Here is a 23916-nt window from a genome sequence, read left to right as displayed (position 1 = left end):
GAGCTAAATCAATATCCGGTGCAGCAAGCAACTCCTCGATCGGCTTATTCTCCAAATTTTGCCGTAGAAAAGAACTATTAGCCGTATTTTCCAACAACCGCCGAATCAGATAAGCCATCCCAGGTAACAAATCCCCATAGGGACAATAAACCCGCACCCGATAACCCCTATCCACCAAAGCCTTAGCCAACTTATCCCCCATTCCATACAACACCTGCATTTCAAACCGCCGCCGGGGGACATTCAGACTTTCCGCGATCGCTATCGCCCGTGCTTGCGATCGCACATTATGACTACCAATAGCAGCATAAACATACTGATGATTTTCCAACAATAACTGAGTTATCGCCTCAAAATTCGCATCAGTTGCCGCCTTATCATTAAAAACAGGCTGCGCCCAATGTTTTTGAGCCGCTTTAATAGTTTCCTGATCCCAATACGCGCCTTTTACCAACCGAATAGTTAACGGATAACCACGCTGTTTTAACCAATCGATGATTTTTCTCGCATCCTGTTCACTATCCCGTAGATAAGCTTGAATAGTGATACCGATATCTGTACGTTGGCGGAACTCATCTTCTAATAAGATTTTTTGCAAAATATTAAGAGTCAAGTCTTTATAAGCGTACTGTTCCATATCAAAATGGATAGCTGCACCCAACTCTTGAGCATGACGTAATAAAATACGGATGCGATCGCTAACTCTAGCTTCACTTCCTTGAGCATCTAAAGGGTCAAATTGGGAATAAAAAGCCGTTAACTTCACAGAAACTTGGACTTTTGCCAACGGTTCACCGTCAGCCTCATCAATCGCCCCAATACTGCCCCAATTCTTCGCAGCAGTTGTTAATTGCGTAATTAATTCTCGATAGCGTTCTAGATAAGATTGTGCTTCTACTTCTGTAATTACCGCTTCCCCAAGTAAATCAATGGTGAAAGCCATCTTTTCTTTACGTAGTCGTTCAACGGTTTTGATGACTTGTTGAATATTTTCGCCGGAAATATATTTATGAGCTAAAGTCTCAACTGCTGTAGATACGGTAGTTGCAGCCACTTGTCCTGGCATAGAATCGGCATTAGCAAAATTGAGCATCCCCTTTAAAGCGGCGGGAAGTTCTACAGATTCATCGCCTAAATATTCTTGCAAATGTGCAGCAATTTCCGATTTACTCCGCAGTGCGGGGAGAGTATCAATAAAGCGAAATAATTGCACCCGTAAACCAGGGTTACTCATCGCCCAAGCAAGTAATTTATCATCCCAACGCATTTGATCACGTAGAGAAGCTAAAAATGAGCGATTTTCTTGAGTTGCGGCTAAAAGTTGTTTAGCAATTTCTTGAGTTTTCGCTTCGTAGGTGCTGGTTTGTATTTGTAGTACCACTGATAGTGAACTCCTGATGAGATGTCAGAGTGTAATTTCTGAAGACTGCGCTTTCTATTGTGGCGCGTGATTTTTTTTGTCACCACAGATTAAGAAACTCAAAATGTAGATTCAAGTTTTTGAGTGGAAGATTTTCAGACAACGTGTAAAACAGTAATACACCTATGGAAAGAGGGCTAGGGAGAGATGAGGAATATACGCACTTTTTCAGTGCTTTTACCGAAAGCACAAAACTCACTCCTCAGCATTTTGATGATCACTGCTGTCGGTTTAGGAGGTTGTACAGATCAGCCTAGCGACGAACAATTGGAAGTATGGCGCGCAGAAGCGATCGCTCGCAATGAGAAAATCATGGCGGATAATGCCAAAAACACTCAGCCCAAGGAGTGGAATTTAGTTATTCAGGGGGAAACTAGCACCGGTAAAACGGAGACATTAAATTGGCAACAGCTACAATCAATAGCCACCACTAATCTCAAGACTGCCGATCCTAATTACATTCTGCAACCAGATCAAGTGTTTGATTTTCGGGGTATTCCTGTATCCACACTGCTCAAAAAGTATGGTTATCAGCCTAATGTGACGGAAGTAACTTTTATGGCTTATAACTCCTACCAAGTGACGGTGGATTTATACGATTTGTTAAAGTACCCCATTATTTTAGCGATCGCCAATGACGGTAAACCCATCAGTCGCGCCCAAGGTGGCCCCATTTATCTAGTCTTTCCCCATAGTCAATATCCCCATCTACAACAGCAGTATCCTGAATCATTTTGGATATTTTATGTCAGCAATATTGTAGTAGGAACAGAACCAGCCCGCCTCAAGGTAGGAAAACAAGAATTAAATTTAGCTGACTTAGAAAAATTACCCCAAATTACTGTTACGGAAACTGTTGGTTATCGTAGTGGTTGGCCGAGTGGCAAAGTTCCCTTACATGGTGTGCGCCTGCGAGATATTTTAACTGTTAATGCTCCTGATTTACTCTCAAAAGAAATTGTTGTTCAAGGCAAAACTACCACTTACCAAAATAATCTCAATTCAGTCATATTAACTGCTAACGATATTAAAAAATGTGACATCTTCTTAGCTACAAAATGGGGTGATGAGAAAAAAAACATACCTGCCAGAATGGGTGGGCCGCTCACCTTAGCTTTTGGTTCTGACTGTCAAACAAAAACTAATGGTTTGCGGTGGGTAAATTTTGTAGAAGAACTGGTAATTAAGCCATGAAATTTCCGACTTTCAAGTCAATTCGTACCCGAATTATGGTCAATACTACGCTGCTATTATTGACTGTAATTTGTGCGATTGTATCTGTATGGGCTAAAAGTGAAAGTCACCTGTATCGAACCGAAAATGTGCAGGATGCTAACTCTTTTGTGAGAGTGCTAACTTATACTTTAGGTGATGAATTAATTGAAGAAAACTGGAGTCAAATACGGCTCACTTTGGATGTTCTTTTACGAGAAAATCGAGATTTTGTCTATGTTTTTATTTCCGATGCTCGTCAGCACAATCGGATTATTGCCACTTCGATTAATTATTTGCAAAATCAATATGTCCCCGATATTGTACCTTTAAAGGTCACAAATACAGTTCTAGAGTCTACAAAACCATCAGTGGTAATGGAAACATTTATTCTCCGCGATGTCTACTTTTCGGGGAATTTAAGAGCTAGACGGGGTGAGAGAATCATGGAAGTTGCGTCTGATATTCGCCTTTCCTCTGGGAAAAAAATCGGTACTGTCCGTATGGGGATTTCTTTACGTCGAATCGACCGTGCTATTACTAATGTGGTGAATCAGGCTTTGGGTGTGGGTTTCATGGGATTGGTATTGGGTTGGGTATTGGCTTATATTTTAGCCAAGCGGTTAAGTGATCCTATTCAACGTTTACAAATAAGTGCCACTAAAATTGCAGCCGGAAATTTACAACATCGCGCCCAAATTACTAATAAAGATGAAATTGGCGCGTTGGCGAATTCCTTTAATGAAATGTCTACGGCTTTGCAAAGTTCATTTAATAAGTTGCAAAAAACTTTAGAATCTTTTGAGTTATTTGTCCCCAATAAATTTATTTTAGCGATCGCACCCCAAGGAATTGAAAATATCGTTGTCGGTGTCGCTGCGACTAAAACTATTACGATTTTGTTTTGTGATATTCGGGGTTACACATCCATGTCTGAGGTGATGACACCCCAAGAAACGTTTACATTTTTAAATGATTATTTGGCTTGTATGGGAAAAGCTATAGATCAAGCTGGTGGATTTATTGATAAATATATAGGTGATGCCATTATGGCTTTATTTGATGATGTAGGTTGTGATGGGGCGTTACAAGCTGCAATTTTGATGCAACAAGCTTTAGATCAGTTCAATTATGAGCGCAGACAAAATAATTTACCAAAAATCTCTGTGGGGATTGGGATTCATCGCGGTGAAGTGGTGATGGGAACAGTAGGTTTTACTTGTCGGATTGATTCTACTGTCGTGGGGGATGCAGTCAATCTGGCTTCCCGCGTTGAGGGATTAACTAAGCAATATGGTTGTACTGTGTTGATTACCCAGTCAGTAGTAAAAAATTTATCATCACCAGAATTATTCACTTTGAGATTAGTAGATCCAGCCGTAAAAGTCAAAGGCAAAGATGAGGCGATCGCTATTTATGAACTTTTAGAAAATTGATAGTACATCTAATCTTGAATAATCCGAAAACCGTCACAAGGATAAATTTTCTGAACGCGAAAAATTTGTCGGGGTTGAAAATCTTTGATAGTACAAGTCCAATTTATAGAAAAATCTAAGCGATGGCGAAACAATAACTGAATACCTGGGGAAGTAGATAACAACAAACCATGATACCTGACAAGATGCAAATCGAAATTATTGTCTTGAATGAGTAAATCCAAATTCTCACTTTTCAAGATTGTTTGACGCAGGATTGGTTCTAGAATAAATATCATCCCATAGCGTCGAATATACCGAATTTTTTCGCGGTTTTTTCCGGCTTGGTTGCAAACACCGTAACCTGAAAGCAAGACTCCTTCATTATCTACTAATGATAGGTTATTCCTAATAATTTGTTTATTAAGCTCTGTTTCAATATATTTAATTTCTTTGTGATTGAAGTAAGCTAATTTTTCCCTGTCTAAATATTTACGATATAAAACATCCAATAAAGTAACTTCTGTTTCTTGCCAATCGCTGTTGGTTTCGCCATCTGGAATTGAGGTGCATCTATATACGTTACCATCAGTTTTAGATTTGTGTTTCCACAATTGAAATTGTTTGTGAAAAGGACGATGTAAAGGAAATTTGTGCCGTCCTGTATATTCTCGATTCACTGCAATGAATTTGAAAAATACTTGACGAACAGTTTGAGGTGTCAGCACCAACAATCGCCCATCACCCGCTAATGATAGTTGGATTGGTACATCCATAATTTACTATTGATTTGGCGGTGATGGTAATTTAGCCAGAATTGTTTGGCTAATTCTGTCAATTACATTATCCAGCACGGGGTCATTTTCTCTGCCTTTTGTATTCGCTTCATCAATCGCTACTTGAATAGCTGTCTCTAAATCATCAACCATTTCTTCTAATTCATGAATAAGTTTAACTTCTAAACCATAATCAATTTCTATTTTTTGAGTATAGTGAGTAATAACTTTATAACGTTCTTCGTAGGTTCTGATTCTAGTAGTTGAATCTTCTTCATAGGGAACATATCTAGTTTCTGTTTCCTCATGTTTTTGTTTGACATGAGCAAAGGCAGGACGATGATCAATTGTGGTATTGTAAATGAGTTTAGGATTTCTTCGCGGCAGTTTGCGAACTAATTCCGATAAAACAGCACAAGCACTTTGCAAGGCGCGTAATTGGGGAACGGTTAGTTCTACTGCAATTCCATACCAGGTAAAAGTTCCTGTATTTTGAGAGTTGGCTTTTTGTCTTGCGCCGTGTTGGCTGACTACGTCTTTGACAATTTCTAAAACCCGCACACTAATTTCTTCAGGGGAATAATCTACATAAGTTTCTCTAACTTCGTCTTGTAGTTCATCTTCAGCATTATAATTACGATGTCGAACTTCTTGCGCTCTGATTTTTTCAATCCAGGCGATCGCTTTAGCTAGTTCTCGCTTTTGTTTGGTAAATGTGGTCTGAACCATACTTTCAATTTATAAAGAACTGTTGATTTAAATTAAGTTTTTTTGGATTTAAAAGAAAGGTCTTACCTGATATCTGGATATGCAATATTTCTAGGGTATTACTACCATAGAACCAAAAGGCTTAACGGTTAAAACCGAGGAGACTCCGCCACCAATATATTCGCCAGTTATGATTACCAAATCGCTGATAAATTTACAGATCCAGAGGACTTATCTTGATTTTAGTGCCTCCTTTCTTCTCTCCAAATTATGCGATTAATCGTCAACATAACTAACATCCAACGAATATATCCCTGATAGTGACTCTCTGAGTTACTAAAACCTCCCTGAAATCTGCACTTGCAGACTTCAGCTAAACTCACCTATCATCTCTATGTCACCATAGTGAAAGACTGACAGATTGATTCTCCGCACACACGACCTTTTAAGGTAGTCGTTCCCCTGGTTGTAACTGTGTTAATACAACGCCGCCACGTTCAAAAAAAGTGAATTGAAAATAGTCATTTAACAGGGAATCCCGCAGGATTTAAGAGTTCTTGTGAGAATTTGCCCGTGCCTGTATCTAATAATGTCTGGAACACATTATATTTGATTGGACAACGGATGAAAGCCTTCCTCCCTCTCTGGTATCTATTTTTGAAGATATGAGAAGTTTACGACCCCAACGAACATCTCAGGTTTATACCCCTCCCTGAATTTTTTAGGCTACTTCCACATTAGTTTTTCAAGGATCTGTTTTCTATCCTCTACTTGTCTGGCGGAACGTTTTGCTATGACTACTATCTCTTTTCGTCTTGGCTGTTGAACAACTTAGATATATTTTCTGAGATGTTAATTCTATAGCCTTGAACGAGATTTTTCTTCGTAAAGACATACATCTTTACTTTTTGGCAGGCTCAACCTTTCCAGCAATAACTCAAACTAAGTTTAAGCTATTACAATATTTATTTAACTATAGCCAGTATCATTTTGTCTAGTTAATTTCCGTTATATCTCTGAGTCATCTTTTCCCTTAAAAGAGACTACCAAACTCTAGATAAATAGATTCAGCGTGTTAAAACTTAAGAGGAATAACCATATACTAATATTTCGTTATGTTTAAGAACAATCTCAAAGATATCTTATTGTACCGATGGCAACAAACGCTCGAACCATTTGGCGTTGACCAAGTAGCGATGGAAACAGCGTTTGCTCAATTAGTTACCGTTTATTCTGCCCCCCATCGCCACTACCATAATCTAGATCATATTAATCATGTACTAGAGATTATCGACACTTTAAAAACTTACACTGATAATTTAAGTGCTGTACAATTGGCGGCTTGGTTTCATGATGTCGTTTATGAACCCCAAGCCCAAGATAATGAAGAAAAAAGTGCAGAATACGCAGATCAGCTACTAAATACTTTAAAAATTCCCACTGAGCATATTAATACTGTCACTCGTTTGATCCTGAATACAAAAAGTCATCAAACTGATGAACGTGATCTAGATAGTCAGGTTTTATTAGATGCGGATTTAGGAATTCTAGCAGTCAACCCAGAACATTACCTTAAATATGCAGACGCTATTCGTCAAGAATACTCTTGGTTATCGACCCTAGAATATATGACAGCACGTAAACAATTTTTACAAAAATTTTTGCAAAGACCACAAATATACTGTACGCCTTTAATGTTAGAGTTTGCCGAGTTATTTGCTCGATATAATCTCAACGCAGAAGTTTACAGGATAACTCATCCCTACACTCAAGAGCAGGAATCATCTTCCTAAAATTTCACTCCCCTCTCCTTAAGAAAAGCATCGAAAGTAAATCTATCGGGTAAAGAAGTTTGCGCGCCTAATTTGGTAGCGGCTAATGCACCTGCGGCTGTTCCCCAAACCACTGCTTGATGTAAGGATAAGCCATGATCAAGTGCTGCGGCTAACCCAGCGTTAAAAGCATCACCAGCAGCTACAGTATCAACTGCATCAACTGTAAACGCTGGGACTAAAAACGTTTCTTCAGGTGTGGCGAAAATTGCACCTGCTGCACCTAATTTGACGATCGCAGATTTTACTCCCCTTTGCAACAACACCGCAGCAGCTTTGGCTGCTGTATCCTCATTATTTACAGGAAAACCCACCAGTTGTCCGGCTTCTACTTCATTGGGTGTAATAATATCTACCAATGGATAAAGTTCGGCTGGTAAATGGGATGGTGCCGGGGCTGGGTCTAGAATGACTGTAATATTGGCATCATGGGCTACCTTCGCCGCAGCAACTACAGCAGAAATCGGAATTTCTAATTGTAGGAGTAGGGCTTTAGCTGTTGGTAATAACTGGGTTAAGCGTTCCACATCTTCTTGATTAACTTGTCCATTCGCACCAGAAATCACCACAATGTGATTTTCTCCGCTATGGGAGACAGTAATAATAGCTACACCAGAATTAGCATTTTCATCGTGAAAAATCTTGCTTGTTTTTACACCAGCATCTTGCAGACTTTTAACTAACTCCGTACCAAAATTGTTTGCACCCACACGCCCCACCATATAGGTAGGAATTCCTAATCTAGAGAGTGCTACAGCCTGATTTGCACCTTTACCACCAGGAATTTTAAAAAAGTTTTCCCCCGTTAAAGTTTCACCAGCCAGAGGTAAACGAGGGGCTGTGACGACTAAGTCTATATTGATACTGCCGAAAACGATGATACTCATGATTTGGGGACTGGGGATTGGGGATTGGGGACTGGGGACTGGGGATTGGGAAAAGGAGACAAGGTAGACAAGGTAGGGGAGGAGAAAAACTAATGACTAATGACTATTGACTATTGACTATTGACTATTGACTTTATCGACAGATATTGACCAAAGGCTTTAACATATCAAACTGTATAACAACAGATGGGAGTCTTATGGCTAGTGTAGAACGTGACGAAACCAGGGAAGAACGCATCGAACAAGAGATTATTGCCGATGCTGAGGATAAGGAAGACCGGGCAATGGGTTGGTATTATTACCTTGACGATACTTTAGAATTTCCTTTTATGGGTAAGTGGAAGAAGAAATCTCGCAAAACTTCCACCATTGAGGAGAAGCCTGTGGAAGTCTTGGGAATGGCCCCCGAAGATGATTGTTTAAGGGATATGTATGTGGAAGTTGCTTATATAGGAGGGAAGGAAGACGATTATCATACAGCCAAGCTGTCGGATATAGAACCCATTGATGTTGATGAAGATACTCAAGAAGCGATCGCTGATTGGATGTATTGGCTAGCTAGAGGCTACAAATTCTAGTTAAAATTTACTATAAATAACGAATTATCCGGCAGGGATTACCAACTGCAACGACATTTGCGGGTATATCTTTAACAACTACACTTCCCGCACCAATAGTAGTGTTGTCCCCAATGGTAACTCCTGGACAAATAATTGCTCCACCACCAATCCAGACATTATTACCAATTTTAATGGGGGCAGCTAATTCTCTACCTGTGAGCCGAATTTCTGGTTCTGTAGGATGGTAAGCAGCATAAATCTGTACATAAGGAGCTAATAAAACATTTTCACCAATCTCTACCTGATTGCAGTCTAAAATTACACATCCATAATTCATGTAAGTGCCATTGCCTACGGAAATATTAGCACCGTAGTCACAATGAAATGGCGGCACTATAGTAATTTTTTCTCCTATTTTAAAAAACAGTTCTTGTAAAATTTGCTGGCGTTGTGTTAATTGTTCTGCTGAGGTGGCGTTATACATTCTTAGAAGGTGATTAGCCCGTCTTTGATCTGCCACTAGTTCTGGATCATCGGCTAGGTATAATTGACCTGCTAGCATTTTTTGCTTTTCAGTTTTTTCTGTCATAAATCAAGCCCAATGGCAGGAGTCAGCGTGTAATTTCATGCCTGTACAAAGGTTATCTTTCCAAGAATTATGTGTGAGTAAAAAAATTTGTTCCTCAACATAATGTAATAAGTATAATTATTGGTTATCAGAATTTAATATTTTCAGTTTAGATAGATATCAAATTTCTTTGGTAAATATACTCATTAATAGACTCAATATCAGTGCATATTTTAACTAAAAATTGCTAGCAATTAGTAGGTTCATTAAATACATTATAACGAGCTTTGCCTTGTTGCTTTGCCCTGTACATAGAACTATCAGCAGCCCTGAGTATATGTTCTGGATCATTAGTATGACTATCATTTAAAGTAATACCAATACTGGCTGTTGTATAGATTTGATTCCCATTTAAATTTATTGGTAAACCCAAAGTATCTTGAATACGTTTAGCAACATTAATGACATCATTAATATCTTTAATTTCTTCTAACAATACAGCAAATTCATCACCACCAAATCTGCTAACAGTATCACAACTGCGTACACATGATTCTAAACGTCTAGCGATCGCTACTAAAAATCATCGCCCATACTGCGACCAAAGCGATCGTTTATCCCCTTAAAACCATCTAAATCTAAAAATAAAACTGCAAACCGATAATCACTACGGCGTTTACTGCGTTCTACTGCTTGTTTTAGGCGATCTAAAAACAAAGTGCGATTTGGTATTCCTGTCAGTCCATCATAAAAGGCGTTACGCAGTATTTGGAGTTCTGTGAGTTTACGTTGCGTAATATCTTGAAAGACTAATACAGCACCTGTAATCTTGCCATTATGATCCCGAATTGGTGCTATATTATCGCCAATAGGTATTTCTCTTCCTTCCTTAGAAATTAGTATACAGTTTTCTGGTAAATTTACTACTTCACCAACTTGCACCGCCTGTTTTGCTAAATTACCGATCACTTCATCCATATCTTTATCAACTAAACTCAAAACATCAGTAAAATCTTTCCCAATAGCTTCATTTTGTTGCCAACCAGTCAATTGTTCTGCCATTGGATTCATCATTTGAATACAGCCATGATTACAGGTAACAACTACCCCACAAGCCATGCTGTTAATAATCGCCTCTATTTTTTGTTTTTCGATTTGTAAACTTCTATAGTTTTGATATTGTTCCAAAGCTATTTCCACAGCTAAATGTAAATCAGATTCTCGAATCGGCTTTAGAATATAACTAAAAGGATGACTTAGCTGATTTTTAGGTAGTTTTATATATTTTGAATACTCAGTTATATACAATACGGGTACATGAAATTTGTGTTGAATAATATCTATTACCTGTGTACCGTTAATCTCTTTGCTTAGACAAATATCAAATAATACTAAGTTAGGGTAGTGTTCTGCTACATTTTTAATGGCTTTTTCGGCTGAATCTGTAATTTCTAGAACATCATACCCCAGCTTTTGTAAACTATTTTTAATATTTAAAGCCAGGATTTTTTCATCCTCAACAACTAGGATTTTGCGGGTTTGCATATTAAAATAGCCTATCTGCTAAGGTTCAGATATTGCTGATGATTCAACTATATCTAAAGCTGAATAATTATATGATAGTCAATCTCTCAAGTATCGGTGTGAGCATATGACTAAACTAGAAAATCTTTATGATGTTCTAGCATGGTTCTTCATCATAAAAAAACATGAAAAAATATAAAATTATCATCAGAATCTATTGGAAATATTGGCAATAATTAATACACGAAATATGTATATTAAACAACAAAATAAAAAACTCCATTTCTCAATCAATGGAGTTTTTCAAAAATAGAAATATAGAAAGCCCAATGCCCAATTCCCAATTCCCAATGCCCTATTCCCTATTCCCTCTTTCTAGTCAGTTCAATACTAATTTTGCCGCCAAAATCTGGGATGGGTGCAGCAGGTTTAGTAACTATGACTTGCACTTGTGTAACTTGAGCGCATTCTTGGATAATAGAATCAGCGATCGCACCTGCTAACCTTTCGATTAAAGCAAACTTAGCAGTCTTAACCAGATGTTGAATCAAGCTAATAACACCGCGATAATCTAGAGTATCAGCGATCGTATCAGTTTTGGCAGATTGAGATAAATCCAGCCACAACCTGATATCCACCTCAAACCACTGTCCTAAAACCTGTTCCTCTGGTAAATAGCCAGTGTAGCCATAGCAGCGAATTCCTGTTAAGTGAATACAATCCATAAGAACTTGCGTAATAATTTTTCATCAGTAATCAAGCCTATAGTGTTGTGTCACACAGTATCAATGGGGAATCGGGAATTGGGCATTGGGAATTGGGCATGGGTAAGAAACTGACTCTCAAAAGAAACAGGTTTCCTGTCGCTGGCGATGAAACTGGTAACAAATAACTGATAAATTGAATTTCGCTATGCAATTTATTGGCTGCTATGGATGTGATGCGGTTCGCCGAGAAAAATATTAATCAACTGTGGGCTTATATCTTAACTGAAACACTAAAGCGTTTAGGCTTAACTTGTGCAGTCATTTGTCCTGGTTCACGTTCCACACCCCTAGCAGTCGCCTTTGCCCAACAAGCCCCAGAAATCGAAGCAATTTCCATTCTAGATGAACGTTCCGCCGCCTTTTTTGCCCTGGGAGTCGCCAAAGCCATCGGTCGTCCTGTAGCGATTGTTTGCACCTCTGGAACTGCGGGGGCGAACTTTTACCCAGCCGTGATTGAAGCGAAAGAAAGCCGTGTACCCTTACTGATATTAACCACCGATAGACCGCCAGAATTACGAGACTGTCATTCTGGACAAACAATAGATCAAGTCAAACTCTATGGCAATTACCCCAACTGGCAAACAGAATTAGCTTTACCCTCACCAGAAATGGGGATGCTAGCATATCTGCGACAAACAATAATTTATAGCTGGGAAAAAACCCAAACCCCGACACCAGGTGTAGTACACATCAATATTCCCCTACGTGACCCCCTAGCACCCATTCCCGATGGTAATGATTTAACTCATCTACTAGCCAACTTCCACCCCGAAAACTTCTTCGCCAACATCCCCAATCCCCAGTCCCCATTCCCCATTCCCCATTCCCCATTCCCCATTCCCCATTCCCCATTCCCCATTCCCCATTCCCCCAGAGGAATCATTATTGCTGGAGTAGCCCAACCATTACAACCAGAGGAATATTGTAGAGCGATCGCCAGAATTTCCCAAACTCTCAATTTCCCCGTACTAGCCGAAGGACTTTCCCCACTGCGGAATTATGCCGACCTCAACCCCTATCTCATTTCTACCTATGACCTGATTTTGCGAAATCAGCAATTAGCCGAGAAACTAGCACCTGAAATGGTGATTCAAATAGGTGATATGCCCACCAGCAAAGAACTGCGGACTTGGCTAGACACTCACCAACCCCTACGCTGGATAATTGACCCCAGCCACCAAAACCTCGACCCTATACATGGCAGGACGACACATTTGAGAATGAGAGTTGAGGAATTTTCGGTTAAGCCTGGGGATGCTGAAATTCCTTGTGAATATTTACAGATGTGGTGTGATGCAGAAACCAAAGTGAGGGCAAATGTAGACGCAACTTTGGCGCAAATAGAAGAATTAATAGAGTGTAAAGCCGCTTGGTTAATATCTCAAATACTACCACCAGGAACACCATTGTTTATCGCCAACAGTATGCCTGTGCGGGATGTGGAATATTTTTGGCGACCCAATCATTTAGGAGTGCGATCGCATTTTAACCGAGGCGCAAATGGCATTGACGGCACATTATCCACCGCATTAGGAATTGCCCACCACCATCAAAGTAGTGTAATGCTCACAGGAGACCTAGCATTATTGCATGACACTAACGGGTTTTTAATCAGAAATAAATTTATCGGACACTTAACCATTGTCTTAATTAACAACAACGGTGGCGGGATTTTTGAAATGTTACCCATCGCCAAATTCGACCCACCATTTGAAGAATATTTTGGCACTCCCCAAGACATTGATTTTGCTCAGTTATGCGCTACCTATGGTGTGCAGCATGAGTTAATTACTTCTTGGCAACAGTTACAGCAAAGATTAAACCCACTACCAAATACAGGAATTCGCGTTTTAGAAGTCAGAACAAATCGTAAAGCTGATGCCAAATGGCGACAGGAAAATTTAGGTAAATTTAGTAGCTAAGTGCGATAGCGGGTATTGCGAATTGCGAATTGCGAATTGGTATTACCACTAGCCACATTAGCCAGAAGTGAATCACCCACAAACCTACTCACCCAAGTGGCGGCTGCCGTCGATATGATTGAAGAAACAGACGAACGACAGAACATATCCGCTTGTATAGTTACTAAAAATATAATCAAATATTTCTAGCTTGGTAAGGTTTGCACCTTACCGATGCTCACTACAAGCCGCGCTATTGAGTTTCTATCAAAGATAGAGTCCCCAACTACTTTTCTTAATATGTTCAGAGAACCGTTTAAATCTGCTGAGTATGTTTTACCACTGTGAGACTTAAACAAACCTCTCTTAACTCTTTTCCCTAAATATTGCTCATCCTTCTTGATGGGTTCAAAATCCAGAAAACTACATTTTGATGTGTAACTCTCTTCTGTAACTTGTACCTTAATTCCAGCTAGTTTAGCTTTATACTCTAGCTGCTGAATAAATCTAGCATGAGGAATTTGAGTAAAGTTTTGGTTGTTTCTATTTCCCAAGTTAATTTTCTGTTTCCAATTTTCATTTTTACCGATAATCAAATGTGTGATGTTTTGGCTAACTAGCTGATTAATAATCAATCTATAGGACTCATATTTGATTTTTGAACAGATACGTAGATGCGTAGGGTGTGTTAGCGACAGCGCAACGCACCTACCACCAAGGCCTTTGGTGCGTTACGGCTTACGCCTAACACACCCTACATATACTTAGATTTTTTCAGAAATCAAATCGGATTCCTATACTAGCTGTGTGGAGATAATAATCCACTTTGTTATTACGCTTAAGTGTTAAAGCTTCTATTTTTCTAGAACTTCTTTGACTGGTCGGTAACTGAGATTGGAGACTCGCTTTAACTTTGTTGTAAAATTGGTTACAAGATTTAATGGCTTTACCACATACGATAAAAGGTCTAAAGTCTGGACAGTTACTACTCACTGTTGCTAAGTTATTTAAACCTATATCAATTGCTGCTCTTCTATCGTTGCTTTCTAGGGTGGTTTCTTCAAGTTCATAAACTGCTTCAATGATGTAGACATTATTTTTCGGGATGATTCTCACTTCTTCTATTTGTGTCAGTTGGGTTTTGACAGCTATTGCTAATCCTGATGGTGCGATTAATCCTTTTTTTAGTGCTGTTCGCGAAACTGCCTGATGATTAAAAGTTAAAATATTTCTTCCCTGAAGTTTATGTTTATATCTAGGTAACTTTGGTTCACCTAAAAACTTTTCTGGATTTATCTTATATTCTTCTTTAGCTGACTTGTAAGATTTAAAGCATTGATCAACTTGTCTCAATACCAATTGCGCCACTTTACTCGGTAAGGCTTGATAATCATCACTCTTTTTCAGTGCGTGATATATTTGATTCCATGTTGGTATTGCTTGATTCTTAAAGAAAGCCTGACGACATAAATAAACAGCACTGTTGAACAGGTTCTTTGATAGGAATGACATTTGATCAATCTTTTTGAACCATTGATGATTCTGCTTGATTATGTGTCGCTCCACTAGTCGCATTCTGACTCCACACTTCTGATAACTGATTTATGAGTGATTTGGTCTAGTCAGGTAGCTTACTGTGCAGAATCATACCATAGATATTAATGTCTGACCATTTCTGACTATATTTTGTTATTTAAATCCAATACAAGTTTTGGCTGGTTTGCGGTTTGAGAAAAGTTTGATTACACAACTTTTTAGCGAGGAAATTATGCAAGAGTCGGTAATTTACCAAGATATTTTGCAAAAAGGAGAAGAACGCGGCAAAAAACAAGAAGCCTTAGAACTGATCCTACGTCAGCTAGCACGCCGCTTTGGTGCAGTTGAACCAGAAACACAACAGCAACTTCGTACTTTAGCGACTACTCAACTAGAAGATTTAGCCGAGGCTTTGTTAGATTTCACTCGTCCCAGCGATTTAGTCAATTACTTGGCGAATATTTCCCCACCGCCAGCTAATTCATAAGTGTAGAGTAGACGACTGTAGCCATGCGATCACCTGACTTTTCACCACTCCACTACAATATATATAGATATTGTTGCGAATTGTATATTTAGGGTTTAGCTGTCATGGCTGCCGCCGTTTTAATTCAAAATCTACAAAAGCGTTACGGTACCGTTGAAGCCGTCAAGGATGTTTCCTTTCAAGTAGAACCAGGAGAAATCTTTGGTTTACTCGGCCCCAACGGTGCAGGTAAAACTACTACTCTGCGCGCCTTGTGTACCCTCACCACTCCAGATGCAGGCAAAATCGAAGTATCTGGGATTTCTGTATTGGATAACCCTAGAGTAGCTAGACAACGGTTAGGCTATGTAGCCCAAGAAGTCGCCATTGATAAAGTCTTAACAGGAAGAGAACTGCTACAATTGCAAGCCGCACTGTATCATCTCCCCAGTGCAGTAGCTAAACAGCGTATTGAAACAGTTTTAGACTTACTCGGTTTACAAGAATACGCCGATAAAAAAACCGGGACTTACTCCGGTGGTTTACGCAAGCGTCTAGACTTAGCGGCTGGCTTACTTCATGCCCCAGATGTTCTAGTTTTGGATGAACCAACTGTAGGGCTTGATATAGAAAGCCGTTTTGTGGTATGGGAATTCCTGCGAAAATTAAAGGAATCAGGCACAACGGTAGTTATTACCAGCCATTATTTAGAAGAAATTGACGCACTAGCCGATCGCGTCGCCATTATTGACCGAGGTGTGGTGATTGCCGTCGGTACACCCTCAGAATTAAAAGATAGAGTCGGGGGCGATCGCATTACCTTACGCATCCGCGAATTCTCACCCACAGAAGAAGCCACAAAAGCCAAGGAACTCCTGCAAGGATTATCTTTCGTTAAAGAAGTCATCATCAACAGCGCGCAAGGTAACTCCCTTAACTTAGTAGTTACCCCCCAAAACGATGCTCTAATTAGCGTCCAGCAAGCACTCAACAACGCAGGCTTACCCATCTTTGGCATTGCCCAATCCCGTCCCAGTCTAGATGATGTCTACCTCGCCGCCACCGGACGCACCCTCATGGATGCCGAACTAGCAGCAGTCGCTACTCGTGATCCGAAAGCGGAGAAAAAACAAAATATGCGATAGGGATTAGGGACTGGGGATTAGGGACTGGGGACTAAGTAAAAATTCTCCCCTGCCCCATTCCCAATGCCCCATTCCCCATTCCCAATGCCCCATTCCCCATTCCCAATGCCCCATTCCCCATTCCCAAAACACGTTATGAGTGTAACCCCTAAATCTGATATCAATTGGCAAGTTGCCACAGCACCACAAGCCTACACCGAAGCTAAACCTAACTTTTTCGGTGAATTAGTCCAAGAGACTCTGGCTTTAACTCGTCGCTTGTTTATTCAATTACAACGCCGTCCCTCAACTCTGGTGGCGGGGATTATTCAGCCTGTCATGTGGTTGGTGCTATTCGGTGCTTTGTTCCAAAATGCCCCAAAAGGTTTATTTGGCAGTACGACAAATTACGGGCAATTTTTAGCCGCAGGTGTAATTGTATTTACAGCCTTTGCGGGAGCGTTGAATGCTGGTTTACCTGTAATGTTTGACAGGGAATTTGGCTTTTTAAACCGCTTGTTAGTGGCTCCTTTAGCTTCGCGCTTCTCAATTGTCTTTGCTTCAGCCATCTTTATTATTAGCCAAAGCTTACTGCAAGCGGCTGTAATTGTCGGTGCAGCAGCGTTTCTGGGTGCTGGACTACCAGATGTCACAGGATTAGCTGCGATCGCTCTCATAGTTTTTTTGCTAGCATTGGGTGTCACAGCTATTTCTCTGGGTTTAGCTTTTGCCCTACCCGGACACATTGAATTAATAGCAGTAATATTTGTGACTAACCTCCCATTATTATTTGCTAGCACTGCCCTCGCACCTTTATCTTTCATGCCCAAGTGGTTACAGGTTGTAGCTACCCTTAACCCCCTTAGCTACGCCATTGAACCCATTCGCTACCTCTATACTCATAGCAGTTGGGGATTATCTAGCATCGTTATGCAAGCCCCTTGGGGTGAAATTACCTTTGGTGGTGCATTGCTAATCTTATTTGGTTTTGCATTAGTAGCTTTAATTAGCATTCAGCCCCAACTTCGCCGGACTCTTGCTTAGGATAAGTACAGCATCAATGAAAAAAGGGTAAAAGTTAAAATATTCTTTTCTTTTGCCTTTTAACTTTTACCTTTTTACTTCTCAAACATGGTGTTAGAGGATGTTTATGAAAAAATCATTTCCCGCGATCGCTAAACTTTTAGTAGCAACTGTAGCCAGTTTTAGCTTTGCTTCCCTACTCACAACCCAATCTAGCCTCGCCCAACTCGGTACAGTAGATGCAGGTGGTAATAATACCGATCAACAAAATAACGTTGACTTTAGCAACGGCAATTTCAATATGTTCGACTTGATTCACCGCGCCCAGTTCGGCACAAGTTCATGGAATGCCGATCAGCAAAGTCAACAAATTGATGAAGCCGCTAAAGCTTTTAGAGAAAGACAAAATCGAGCCAATCAGAATAATCAGCCAAAAGGACAAGTAATTCCTTTACCAGTTAATAATACCCCCAGTTCCACAGAACCAGGGGTAAACCAAGGTAATCAATAGGAGTGATGAGTTTTGAGTGCTGAGTTTTGAGCCAAGAAATTACTTAGCACTCTTTTGTTAAAAAGTTTCTTGATCTGAGATTACTCAATCAAGTGTCTCTACTTTCTAAATAACCACTCAGCACCGGCTAAACGCCGCGCTTCCGCTAACAGCACTCACCACTCAGAACTTAATTAAGTCCCAAAGCCGCTAAGACATCGCTAGCGTGGGTAGCTGTGCTGACGGCAGCATCAACGTGAGCGATTTTACCTTGGGCATCAATAACGTAGGTGACACGCTTGGCATAACCACCGCCATCAACATCGTAAGCTTTGATAAGAGATTGATTGGTATCAGCCAATAAAGGGAAATTCAAATTATATTTTTGGGTAAACGCTTGATGAGAAGCTTCATCATCAGCACTGACTCCCAGCACCACAATATCTTTACCTTGATAATCGTCTTTGGCATCTCGGAAGCTACAAGCCTGCTTAGTGCAGCCTGGGGTGTCATCTTTGGGATAGAAATATAAAACAACGGTCTTTCCAGCAAAATCAGATAACGAAACGGTGTTACCGTTGGTATCTTTGACGGTAAATGCAGGTGCATCTGTACCAACCGCTAAAGGCATAATGAACCCTTCCTGTTTTAGATTGTTGATGACTTTGAAATTTTACAATAATTTACAATAATTTCATGACATAAATGTAAAAACTAAAAATCAAACTATGGTTAACTCCCCAAACTCCAAAATCTTAACTTATCAGCCCAGCAGCATCAAAAGAGCCGAAAAATCGCTGATTTGTTCTCCCTTCAAAATCAAATTATTTGAAACCATGCGCCATCAGAGTATTGCCTTGGGTGCGATCACCACAGAAAATGGTGTAAAAAATGGTTACACTCAACAACCCCTCTCAGAGTTAGCCTGTGATGACGCTTTGGGTTGGTTAATTCAAGTCGGGATGTTGCGGCGCGAAGTCGATGGACAGGGGATTACAGATAGTTTTCGCCTCACTCCCCTGGGTCATCAATTACTGGAAAAATACCAAAGTCAAGACCTACCTACAGCCTCCTGGAGCGATCGCTTGTCTAATGCTGTGATGCGTTGGCTCAGAATTCCCTTTTAGCTAAATCAACTCTCCAAAAGTTAGGATTCAGTATCTACAGGGAACAATATATACGGAAAGACATCAACCCATTTATCAATTCTTTATCAATTTCGTCCCAGGAAATTGTCGGAATTGTTAAGCTGGGTTGCATATTTGCTTTAACTTAAGGCAGAATACTTGCTCTCGTTCTACGATGGGCATTGGGCATGGGTCATTGACACCAGATCAATCCTCAAACTCATGCAAATTTATGTTATCAAGAATTACGCACTAATATTATCCCCTGATTGTGAGTAAGTAACAGTGGCTATGAAATCTATTATGGTAGTGGGTACAACTTCCCACGCAGGGAAATCACTGATAACTACAGCTATTTGTCGAATTTTGTCGCGGCGTGGCTGGCGAGTAGCCCCCTTTAAAGGACAAAATATGGCTTTAAATGCTTATGTCACAGCCAATGGGGGAGAAATAGGTTACGCCCAAGCAGTACAAGCCTGGGCTGCGGGGGTAATTCCTTGGGTAGAAATGAACCCGATTTTGCTCAAACCCCAAGGAGATATGACTTCCCAAGTAATTATGCGGGGGAGATATGTCGGTAAAGTAAATGCTGCCGACTACTATGAACAGTATTTTGAAATGGGTTGGCGAGCCATCGAAGAATCTTTACAGCATTTAAGTACAGAATTTGATGTCATCGTTTGTGAAGGTGCTGGTAGTCCCGCAGAAATTAACCTCAAGCACCGCGACTTAACTAATATGCGGGTAGCAAAACACTTAAATGCACCCACCATCTTAGTAGTAGATATTGACCGTGGAGGAGCATTTGCCCACGTTGTCGGCACACTCGAACTACTCGAACCAGACGAACGGCAATTAATTAAAGGTATAGTAATTAACAAATTCCGGGGACAGCGATCGCTTTTAGAACCTGGAATCAAATGGTTAGAAGAACGGACAAAAATTCCGGTAATTGGTGTCATTCCTTACCTCCAAGAATTATTCCCCGCCGAAGATTCTCTAGATTTACTAGAACGTAAACCAGCAAAAGCCCACACTGATATCAATATCAGTGTCGTACGTTTACCCAGAATTTCCAACTTTACCGATTTTGACCCCTTAGAATCAGAACCCACAGTTTCCGTCAGATACATTAGTCCCAAGCACGATTTAGGACATCCAGACGCGGTAATTATTCCAGGAACCAAAACTACAATTGCGGATTTAATTATTCTGCAAAAAAGCGGCATGGCAGAAGCAATTCAGCACTATGCTGCCTCTGGTGGTACAGTGTTAGGGATTTGCGGTGGCTACCAAATTCTCGGACAAATCATCGCCGATCCTGAAGGGGTAGAAGGACAAGCCGGTCGATATCAAGGTTTAAATCTCTTACCCATTAAAACCGTGATTACAGGGCAAAAAATCGCCCGTCAGCGTCAAGTTAGCTCCAATTTCCCCCAAATGGGATTACCTGTAACTGGGTTTGAAATCCATCAAGGGCGATCGCGTGTAGATATTCCCAGCGATAATCAAGGCTATCAATCCTTATTTGATGATGCTAACTTAGGATTGGTAGATAAATGTCAATCAGTGTGGGGGACATATCTCCACGGACTGTTTGATAATGGCCCCTGGCGACGCGCTTGGCTCAACCGCCTGCGTCAACAACGCGGCTTAAAATCCTTACCCACAGGTGTCGCCAACTACCGAGAACAACGAGAGCAGATGTTAGATAATCTGGCTAGCGAAATTGAAAATCATTTAGATTTAACGCCCTTTTTGTCGTAGTTAGGCTAAATTGCATGAGTGTTGTTGTCCGTTTTTACCAGATGATGTCACCATTAACGCCGAGGTAGGAGAACCCCTATTAGATGTAGCAGATAGAGCCGGGGTTTTCATTCCTACCGGATGTTTAATGGGGACTTGTCACGCTTGCACGGTAGAACTAGATGACGGCGACATCATTCGCGCTTGCATTACCTCAGTACCACCGCAAGCAGAACTCACCATTCATTTGTTTAGTGACCCGACTTGGTAGTTTTGGGGGAACTAGGGGTGTAAGGGTGTAAGGGTGTAAGGGTGTAAGGGTGTAAGGGTGTAAGGGTGTAAGGGTGTAGGGGGAAGAAGAATCTAATGACTAATGACTAATGACTAATGACTGTTTAATAAGTGTGCTGGGTCTAATAATTCGACCCAACCCACAAACTTTATTTCACTGAATCTAGGCTAATTAAGAAGACGCTGAATTTGCTTTAGCGTTTAAAGCATACTCTTTAAACCTTTCTAAATCGGCTTGAATCGTTGATTCTACGGCTCGACCTAAAAATAGGTTATCCATGATTTTGCCCAAAATCCCAGGAATAGCATAGGAAACTGTCATTTTTACGATGCTACTACCGTGGCGATCGTAAAAACGAATCGCTCCCTGATTTGGTAAACCATCGACTGATTCCCATTGAATAATTTGATTAGGAACAGTTTTCAGGATGCGGGATTTCCAAGTAAATTCCAGTCCGCCTGTGTTTAATTTCCACAGCGAGATATCTGGGTTATCAGGGGGAATTTTCACGGAATCTATCCATTTCATCCACTTCGGCATTTGCTCTAGGTCAGACCACAAGCCCCAGACTAAATCAATGGGGGCTTCGACTTCAACCTGTACGCTATGTTCTAGCCAATCAGCCATTATTTTCCGATGTTTAGATTTAACTCTATTGTTTAATATTTTCGAGAATGACTTTGGCGGCGCGTCTGCCAGAAATTGTTGCCCCTTCCATACTATCAATGTAGTCTTGTTGAGTATAACTACCTGCAAGGAAGAAGTTAGGCACTGGAGTTTTTTGATCAGGACGATACACATCCATTCCTGGGGCTTCGCGGTATAGGGATTGAGCCAGTTTGACAACGCTATACCAAGTCATATTTAATTCCCGTGATGAGGGGAATAATTCATGGACTTGTTTGAGAACGTGTTGGGCGATCGCTTCGTTACTTTCCTTAATAAAGGGATCTCCTGGTGTCAGCACTAGCTGTAATAATGACCCTTGTCCTGGACGATAATAATCACTAGGACTAGTCAAGGCTAAATCCGCAAAACAAGAAAAATCAGCATCAGCCGTATAAAGTAAATTATCTAGCCCTGCTGCTTGCTGGAGTTGTTTACGCTTTTCCCCGTCTTGCAGTTCTGTCACCCAGCCATCAAATCGTAACTGTACTGTGGCCACTGGGACTGCTTCGAGTTTATAAATATTGTCAAATTCTGACCATTTGCGCCATTGTTGGGGTAAAACTCGCTGAATTCCTGGGACATCACAAGCGCATACATAAGCATCCGCAGTAATTAATTCTGTCGTGTCTCCTTGGGCAACTACTAAGCCAGTGACGCGGGTTTGTCCATCTACTTCCGTAAACTGAATTTCTCGGACTTGACGGCGCGTATAAACTTGTGTGCCTCTATCTGCCAAGTATTTGAGAATTGGTTTGTGGAGATATTCATCAGGAGAACCTTCCAACATTCGCAGTACAGAAGCTTCGCTGCGGACTGCAAAAAATTGAAAGATTGTTAACATACAACGGGCGGAAATATTTTCGCAGTCAATAAATCCCAAGGCGTAAGCAATGGGATTCCACATCCTTTTGATACTGCCTTCACTACCGCCATGACTGCGAAACCAGTCAGCAAAACTGACTTTATCTAAGTTGCGGATAGTTCTCATTGCTCCGTCAAAGTCTACTAGTCCCCGCACAATCGGACTGGTTCCGAGGGCGATCGCATTTTGTAGCTTATCCTGTAATGAGAGTTGAGAAGTGGTGAAAAATGCTTTTAACCCATTAAAAGGCGCGCCTGTAAAGAAGCGAAAGTCTAACGCACCGGTGCGCCCACCTTTATTGATAAAAGTGTGGGTGTGTTCTTTGAGGCGTAAACTTGACAACGCCCCGACTTTATTCATGAGTTCAAACAGTTGGTAGTAGCACCCGAAAAATACGTGCAACCCCATTTCTACGTGGTTGCCATCACCATCAATCCAACTACCGACTTTACCCCCAACAAACGGACGGGACTCAAAAATTTGGACTTCGCAGCCTGCATCAGCTAAATCCACTGCGGTTGCTAGCCCAGCCAATCCCGCACCTACAATTGCAACGCGCATTCCGTCTTTCCTTTTCAGTTTCTTTACAAATTGTAACTGGGTTGGTGTCGGAATTTGCGACTTATCTCTAGCGAAGTACTATTTTGTGGGACGGCAAAGTCATGCACCTGATGATCGAAAATTTGTGTTTGTTTGGTTCTGCGGAAATTGCAGTGACTAGATTCTCTAAACCTAAAGCGTGTATTTGCCACTAAACAAACTTTTGTCAAAAGTTGTGGACTAAAAACCTCTCTTTAGATATTTATTGAGTAGTCAAAAGATTTTTTGTCATAACATCAAAATACCTCCTATCTACTCACTTCTTTATTGTCATCTGATACAGGTAAACTTCTAATCAGTTCCCGAATTACATCAGTTGCTGGTCTACCTGTCTGTTGACAGTATTTTCTAGTTTTTCTGCTTCCTGTGCAGCTAGATTCACAGTTATACGTTTGACGGCCCATTTTTTAT

24 protein-coding genes and 2 pseudogenes are annotated in these 23916 nt (G+C 40.6%); 13 read left to right on the top strand and 13 right to left on the bottom strand.

Features of this window, described 5'->3' with window-relative positions:
• Positions 1-1381, bottom strand: a 1381-nt coding sequence (locus CV014_RS27675; protein ID WP_236144950.1) for a proline dehydrogenase family protein, incomplete at its 3' end; no start/stop codon positions are given.
• A 186-nt stretch (positions 1382-1567) separates the two neighbouring features.
• On the opposite strand from CV014_RS27675, the gene CV014_RS27670 reads away from it, so the two are divergent.
• Together CV014_RS27670 and CV014_RS27665 are read left to right on the top strand one after the other, a co-directional pair.
• Positions 1568-2614 carry a molybdopterin-dependent oxidoreductase gene (locus CV014_RS27670; RefSeq protein WP_236144949.1) on the top strand — a complete coding sequence of 349 codons (1047 nt, stop codon included), beginning with the start codon at positions 1568-1570 and terminating at the stop codon, positions 2612-2614.
• On the top strand, positions 2611-4068 hold the full coding sequence (locus tag CV014_RS27665) for an adenylate/guanylate cyclase domain-containing protein (RefSeq protein WP_236144948.1): 1458 nt from the start codon (positions 2611-2613) through the stop codon (positions 4066-4068). The genes CV014_RS27670 and CV014_RS27665 overlap by 4 nt, the downstream gene beginning before the upstream one ends.
• An 8-nt stretch (positions 4069-4076) precedes the next feature.
• Here the strand turns inward: CV014_RS27665 and CV014_RS27660 are convergent, their stop codons facing one another.
• Complete coding sequence (locus CV014_RS27660; protein WP_236144947.1) at positions 4077-4823, bottom strand: hypothetical protein; 747 nt, start codon at positions 4821-4823, stop codon at positions 4077-4079.
• 6 nt (positions 4824-4829) lie between these two features.
• The gene (locus CV014_RS27655; RefSeq protein WP_236144946.1) at positions 4830-5552 is read right to left on the bottom strand and encodes a hypothetical protein; all 723 of its coding nucleotides are present in this window, start codon (positions 5550-5552) and stop codon (positions 4830-4832) included.
• A 1094-nt stretch (positions 5553-6646) separates the two neighbouring features.
• On the opposite strand from CV014_RS27655, the gene CV014_RS27650 reads away from it, so the two are divergent.
• Entirely contained in the window at positions 6647-7324 is a 678-nt protein-coding gene (locus tag CV014_RS27650) for an HD domain-containing protein (RefSeq protein ID WP_236144945.1), read from the top strand.
• Here the strand turns inward: CV014_RS27650 and rbsK are convergent.
• On the bottom strand, positions 7321-8250 hold the full coding sequence (gene rbsK, locus CV014_RS27645; RefSeq protein WP_236144944.1) for a ribokinase: 930 nt from the start codon (positions 8248-8250) through the stop codon (positions 7321-7323). The genes CV014_RS27650 and rbsK overlap by 4 nt on opposite strands.
• A gap of 197 nt (positions 8251-8447) precedes the next feature.
• Between rbsK and CV014_RS27640 the strand changes: the two genes are divergently transcribed.
• Positions 8448-8828: a calcium-binding protein gene (locus CV014_RS27640; protein ID WP_236144943.1), complete on the top strand. Its 381-nt coding sequence runs from the start codon at positions 8448-8450 to the stop codon at positions 8826-8828.
• 10 nt (positions 8829-8838) lie between these two features.
• Here CV014_RS27640 and CV014_RS27635 read toward each other — a convergent pair whose 3' ends face one another.
• The 3 genes and pseudogenes from CV014_RS27635 to folB all read right to left on the bottom strand — a co-directional run bounded on the left by CV014_RS27635 (position 8839) and on the right by folB (position 11627).
• Positions 8839-9399: a sugar O-acetyltransferase gene (locus tag CV014_RS27635; RefSeq protein ID WP_236144942.1), complete on the bottom strand. Its 561-nt coding sequence runs from the start codon at positions 9397-9399 to the stop codon at positions 8839-8841.
• A gap of 226 nt (positions 9400-9625) precedes the next feature.
• Positions 9626-10923 (bottom strand): annotated as a pseudogene (locus tag CV014_RS27630) (diguanylate cyclase domain-containing protein).
• Positions 10924-11264: 341 nt separating this feature from the next.
• The gene (gene folB / locus CV014_RS27625; protein ID WP_236144941.1) at positions 11265-11627 is read right to left on the bottom strand and encodes a dihydroneopterin aldolase; all 363 of its coding nucleotides are present in this window, start codon (positions 11625-11627) and stop codon (positions 11265-11267) included.
• A gap of 215 nt (positions 11628-11842) precedes the next feature.
• On the opposite strand from folB, the gene menD reads away from it, so the two are divergent.
• On the top strand, positions 11843-13591 hold the full coding sequence (gene menD / locus CV014_RS27620) for a 2-succinyl-5-enolpyruvyl-6-hydroxy-3-cyclohexene-1-carboxylic-acid synthase (protein ID WP_236144952.1): 1749 nt from the start codon (positions 11843-11845) through the stop codon (positions 13589-13591).
• A gap of 36 nt (positions 13592-13627) precedes the next feature.
• Positions 13628-13780: a hypothetical protein gene (locus tag CV014_RS27615; RefSeq protein WP_236144953.1), complete on the top strand. Its 153-nt coding sequence runs from the start codon at positions 13628-13630 to the stop codon at positions 13778-13780.
• Here CV014_RS27615 and CV014_RS27610 read toward each other — a convergent pair.
• Positions 13777-14205, bottom strand: a complete 429-nt coding sequence (locus tag CV014_RS27610) for an IS200/IS605 family accessory protein TnpB-related protein (RefSeq protein WP_236144940.1) — start codon at positions 14203-14205, stop codon at positions 13777-13779. The genes CV014_RS27615 and CV014_RS27610 overlap by 4 nt on opposite strands.
• A gap of 139 nt (positions 14206-14344) precedes the next feature.
• Positions 14345-15145 carry an RNA-guided endonuclease InsQ/TnpB family protein gene (locus CV014_RS27605; protein WP_236144939.1) on the bottom strand — a complete coding sequence of 267 codons (801 nt, stop codon included), beginning with the start codon at positions 15143-15145 and terminating at the stop codon, positions 14345-14347.
• A gap of 163 nt (positions 15146-15308) precedes the next feature.
• Between CV014_RS27605 and CV014_RS27600 the strand changes: the two genes are divergently transcribed.
• The 4 genes from CV014_RS27600 (at position 15309) to CV014_RS27585 (ending at position 18230) form a co-directional block, all read left to right on the top strand.
• Positions 15309-15593, top strand: coding sequence for a DUF4351 domain-containing protein (locus CV014_RS27600; protein WP_236144938.1), 285 nt, complete (start codon positions 15309-15311; stop codon positions 15591-15593).
• Positions 15594-15697: 104 nt separating this feature from the next.
• Positions 15698-16717: an ABC transporter ATP-binding protein gene (locus tag CV014_RS27595; protein ID WP_236144937.1), complete on the top strand. Its 1020-nt coding sequence runs from the start codon at positions 15698-15700 to the stop codon at positions 16715-16717.
• A gap of 135 nt (positions 16718-16852) precedes the next feature.
• Positions 16853-17740, top strand: a complete 888-nt coding sequence (locus tag CV014_RS27590) for an ABC transporter permease (protein WP_236144936.1) — start codon at positions 16853-16855, stop codon at positions 17738-17740.
• Between the two features lie 106 nt (positions 17741-17846).
• Positions 17847-18230: a hypothetical protein gene (locus CV014_RS27585; protein ID WP_236144935.1), complete on the top strand. Its 384-nt coding sequence runs from the start codon at positions 17847-17849 to the stop codon at positions 18228-18230.
• Between the two features lie 169 nt (positions 18231-18399).
• Here the strand turns inward: CV014_RS27585 and CV014_RS27580 are convergent, their stop codons facing one another.
• Positions 18400-18840: a peroxiredoxin gene (locus tag CV014_RS27580; RefSeq protein ID WP_236144934.1), complete on the bottom strand. Its 441-nt coding sequence runs from the start codon at positions 18838-18840 to the stop codon at positions 18400-18402.
• A gap of 97 nt (positions 18841-18937) precedes the next feature.
• Here CV014_RS27580 and CV014_RS27575 point away from each other — a divergent pair, with 97 nt between their 5' ends.
• The 3 genes from CV014_RS27575 (at position 18938) to CV014_RS27565 (ending at position 21353) form a co-directional block, all read left to right on the top strand.
• On the top strand, positions 18938-19336 hold the full coding sequence (locus tag CV014_RS27575) for an Npun_F0494 family protein (protein ID WP_236144933.1): 399 nt from the start codon (positions 18938-18940) through the stop codon (positions 19334-19336).
• 291 nt (positions 19337-19627) lie between these two features.
• On the top strand, positions 19628-21103 hold the full coding sequence (cobQ, locus tag CV014_RS27570; RefSeq protein WP_236144951.1) for a cobyric acid synthase CobQ: 1476 nt from the start codon (positions 19628-19630) through the stop codon (positions 21101-21103).
• 10 nt (positions 21104-21113) lie between these two features.
• Positions 21114-21353: a 2Fe-2S iron-sulfur cluster-binding protein gene (locus CV014_RS27565; RefSeq protein WP_236144932.1), complete on the top strand. Its 240-nt coding sequence runs from the start codon at positions 21114-21116 to the stop codon at positions 21351-21353.
• Positions 21354-21545: 192 nt separating this feature from the next.
• On the opposite strand, the gene CV014_RS27560 is transcribed toward CV014_RS27565, so the two are convergent.
• From CV014_RS27560 to CV014_RS27550, 3 genes and pseudogenes are all read right to left on the bottom strand, one after another.
• On the bottom strand, positions 21546-22001 hold the full coding sequence (locus CV014_RS27560; RefSeq protein WP_236144931.1) for an SRPBCC family protein: 456 nt from the start codon (positions 21999-22001) through the stop codon (positions 21546-21548).
• Between the two features lie 25 nt (positions 22002-22026).
• Positions 22027-23466 carry a 9,9'-di-cis-zeta-carotene desaturase gene (gene zds, locus CV014_RS27555; protein WP_236144930.1) on the bottom strand — a complete coding sequence of 480 codons (1440 nt, stop codon included), beginning with the start codon at positions 23464-23466 and terminating at the stop codon, positions 22027-22029.
• A gap of 287 nt (positions 23467-23753) precedes the next feature.
• A pseudogene (locus CV014_RS27550) lies at positions 23754-23916 on the bottom strand (CopG family transcriptional regulator); the annotation flags it as partial.

Origin of the sequence: Nostoc sp. CMAA1605, from assembly GCF_021596505.1 — a bacterium.
Taxonomy (GTDB): Bacteria; Cyanobacteriota; Cyanobacteriia; order Cyanobacteriales; family Nostocaceae; genus Trichormus.
The sequence above is the reverse complement of the archived record's forward strand: the minus strand, read 5'-3'. Positions and strand labels throughout refer to the sequence as shown.

Bases quoted from the DNA above. Each gene is read 5' to 3' on its own strand.
- CV014_RS27670 (WP_236144949.1), top strand. From the start codon at position 1,568: ATGAGGAATATACGCACTTTTTCAGTGCTTTTACCGAAAGCACAAAAC.
- CV014_RS27665 (WP_236144948.1), top strand. From the start codon at position 2,611: ATGAAATTTCCGACTTTCAAGTCAATTCGTACCCGAATTATGGTCAAT.
- CV014_RS27660 (WP_236144947.1), bottom strand. From the start codon at position 4,823: ATGGATGTACCAATCCAACTATCATTAGCGGGTGATGGGCGATTGTTG.
- CV014_RS27655 (WP_236144946.1), bottom strand. From the start codon at position 5,552: ATGGTTCAGACCACATTTACCAAACAAAAGCGAGAACTAGCTAAAGCG.
- CV014_RS27650 (WP_236144945.1), top strand. From the start codon at position 6,647: ATGTTTAAGAACAATCTCAAAGATATCTTATTGTACCGATGGCAACAA.
- rbsK (WP_236144944.1), bottom strand. From the start codon at position 8,250: ATGAGTATCATCGTTTTCGGCAGTATCAATATAGACTTAGTCGTCACA.
- CV014_RS27640 (WP_236144943.1), top strand. From the start codon at position 8,448: ATGGCTAGTGTAGAACGTGACGAAACCAGGGAAGAACGCATCGAACAA.
- CV014_RS27635 (WP_236144942.1), bottom strand. From the start codon at position 9,399: ATGACAGAAAAAACTGAAAAGCAAAAAATGCTAGCAGGTCAATTATAC.
- folB (WP_236144941.1), bottom strand. From the start codon at position 11,627: ATGGATTGTATTCACTTAACAGGAATTCGCTGCTATGGCTACACTGGC.
- menD (WP_236144952.1), top strand. From the start codon at position 11,843: ATGCGGTTCGCCGAGAAAAATATTAATCAACTGTGGGCTTATATCTTA.
- CV014_RS27605 (WP_236144939.1), bottom strand. From the start codon at position 15,145: ATGCGACTAGTGGAGCGACACATAATCAAGCAGAATCATCAATGGTTC.
- CV014_RS27595 (WP_236144937.1), top strand. From the start codon at position 15,698: ATGGCTGCCGCCGTTTTAATTCAAAATCTACAAAAGCGTTACGGTACC.
- CV014_RS27590 (WP_236144936.1), top strand. From the start codon at position 16,853: ATGAGTGTAACCCCTAAATCTGATATCAATTGGCAAGTTGCCACAGCA.
- CV014_RS27585 (WP_236144935.1), top strand. From the start codon at position 17,847: ATGAAAAAATCATTTCCCGCGATCGCTAAACTTTTAGTAGCAACTGTA.
- CV014_RS27580 (WP_236144934.1), bottom strand. From the start codon at position 18,840: ATGCCTTTAGCGGTTGGTACAGATGCACCTGCATTTACCGTCAAAGAT.
- CV014_RS27575 (WP_236144933.1), top strand. From the start codon at position 18,938: ATGGTTAACTCCCCAAACTCCAAAATCTTAACTTATCAGCCCAGCAGC.
- cobQ (WP_236144951.1), top strand. From the start codon at position 19,628: ATGAAATCTATTATGGTAGTGGGTACAACTTCCCACGCAGGGAAATCA.
- CV014_RS27560 (WP_236144931.1), bottom strand. From the start codon at position 22,001: ATGGCTGATTGGCTAGAACATAGCGTACAGGTTGAAGTCGAAGCCCCC.
- zds (WP_236144930.1), bottom strand. From the start codon at position 23,466: ATGCGCGTTGCAATTGTAGGTGCGGGATTGGCTGGGCTAGCAACCGCA.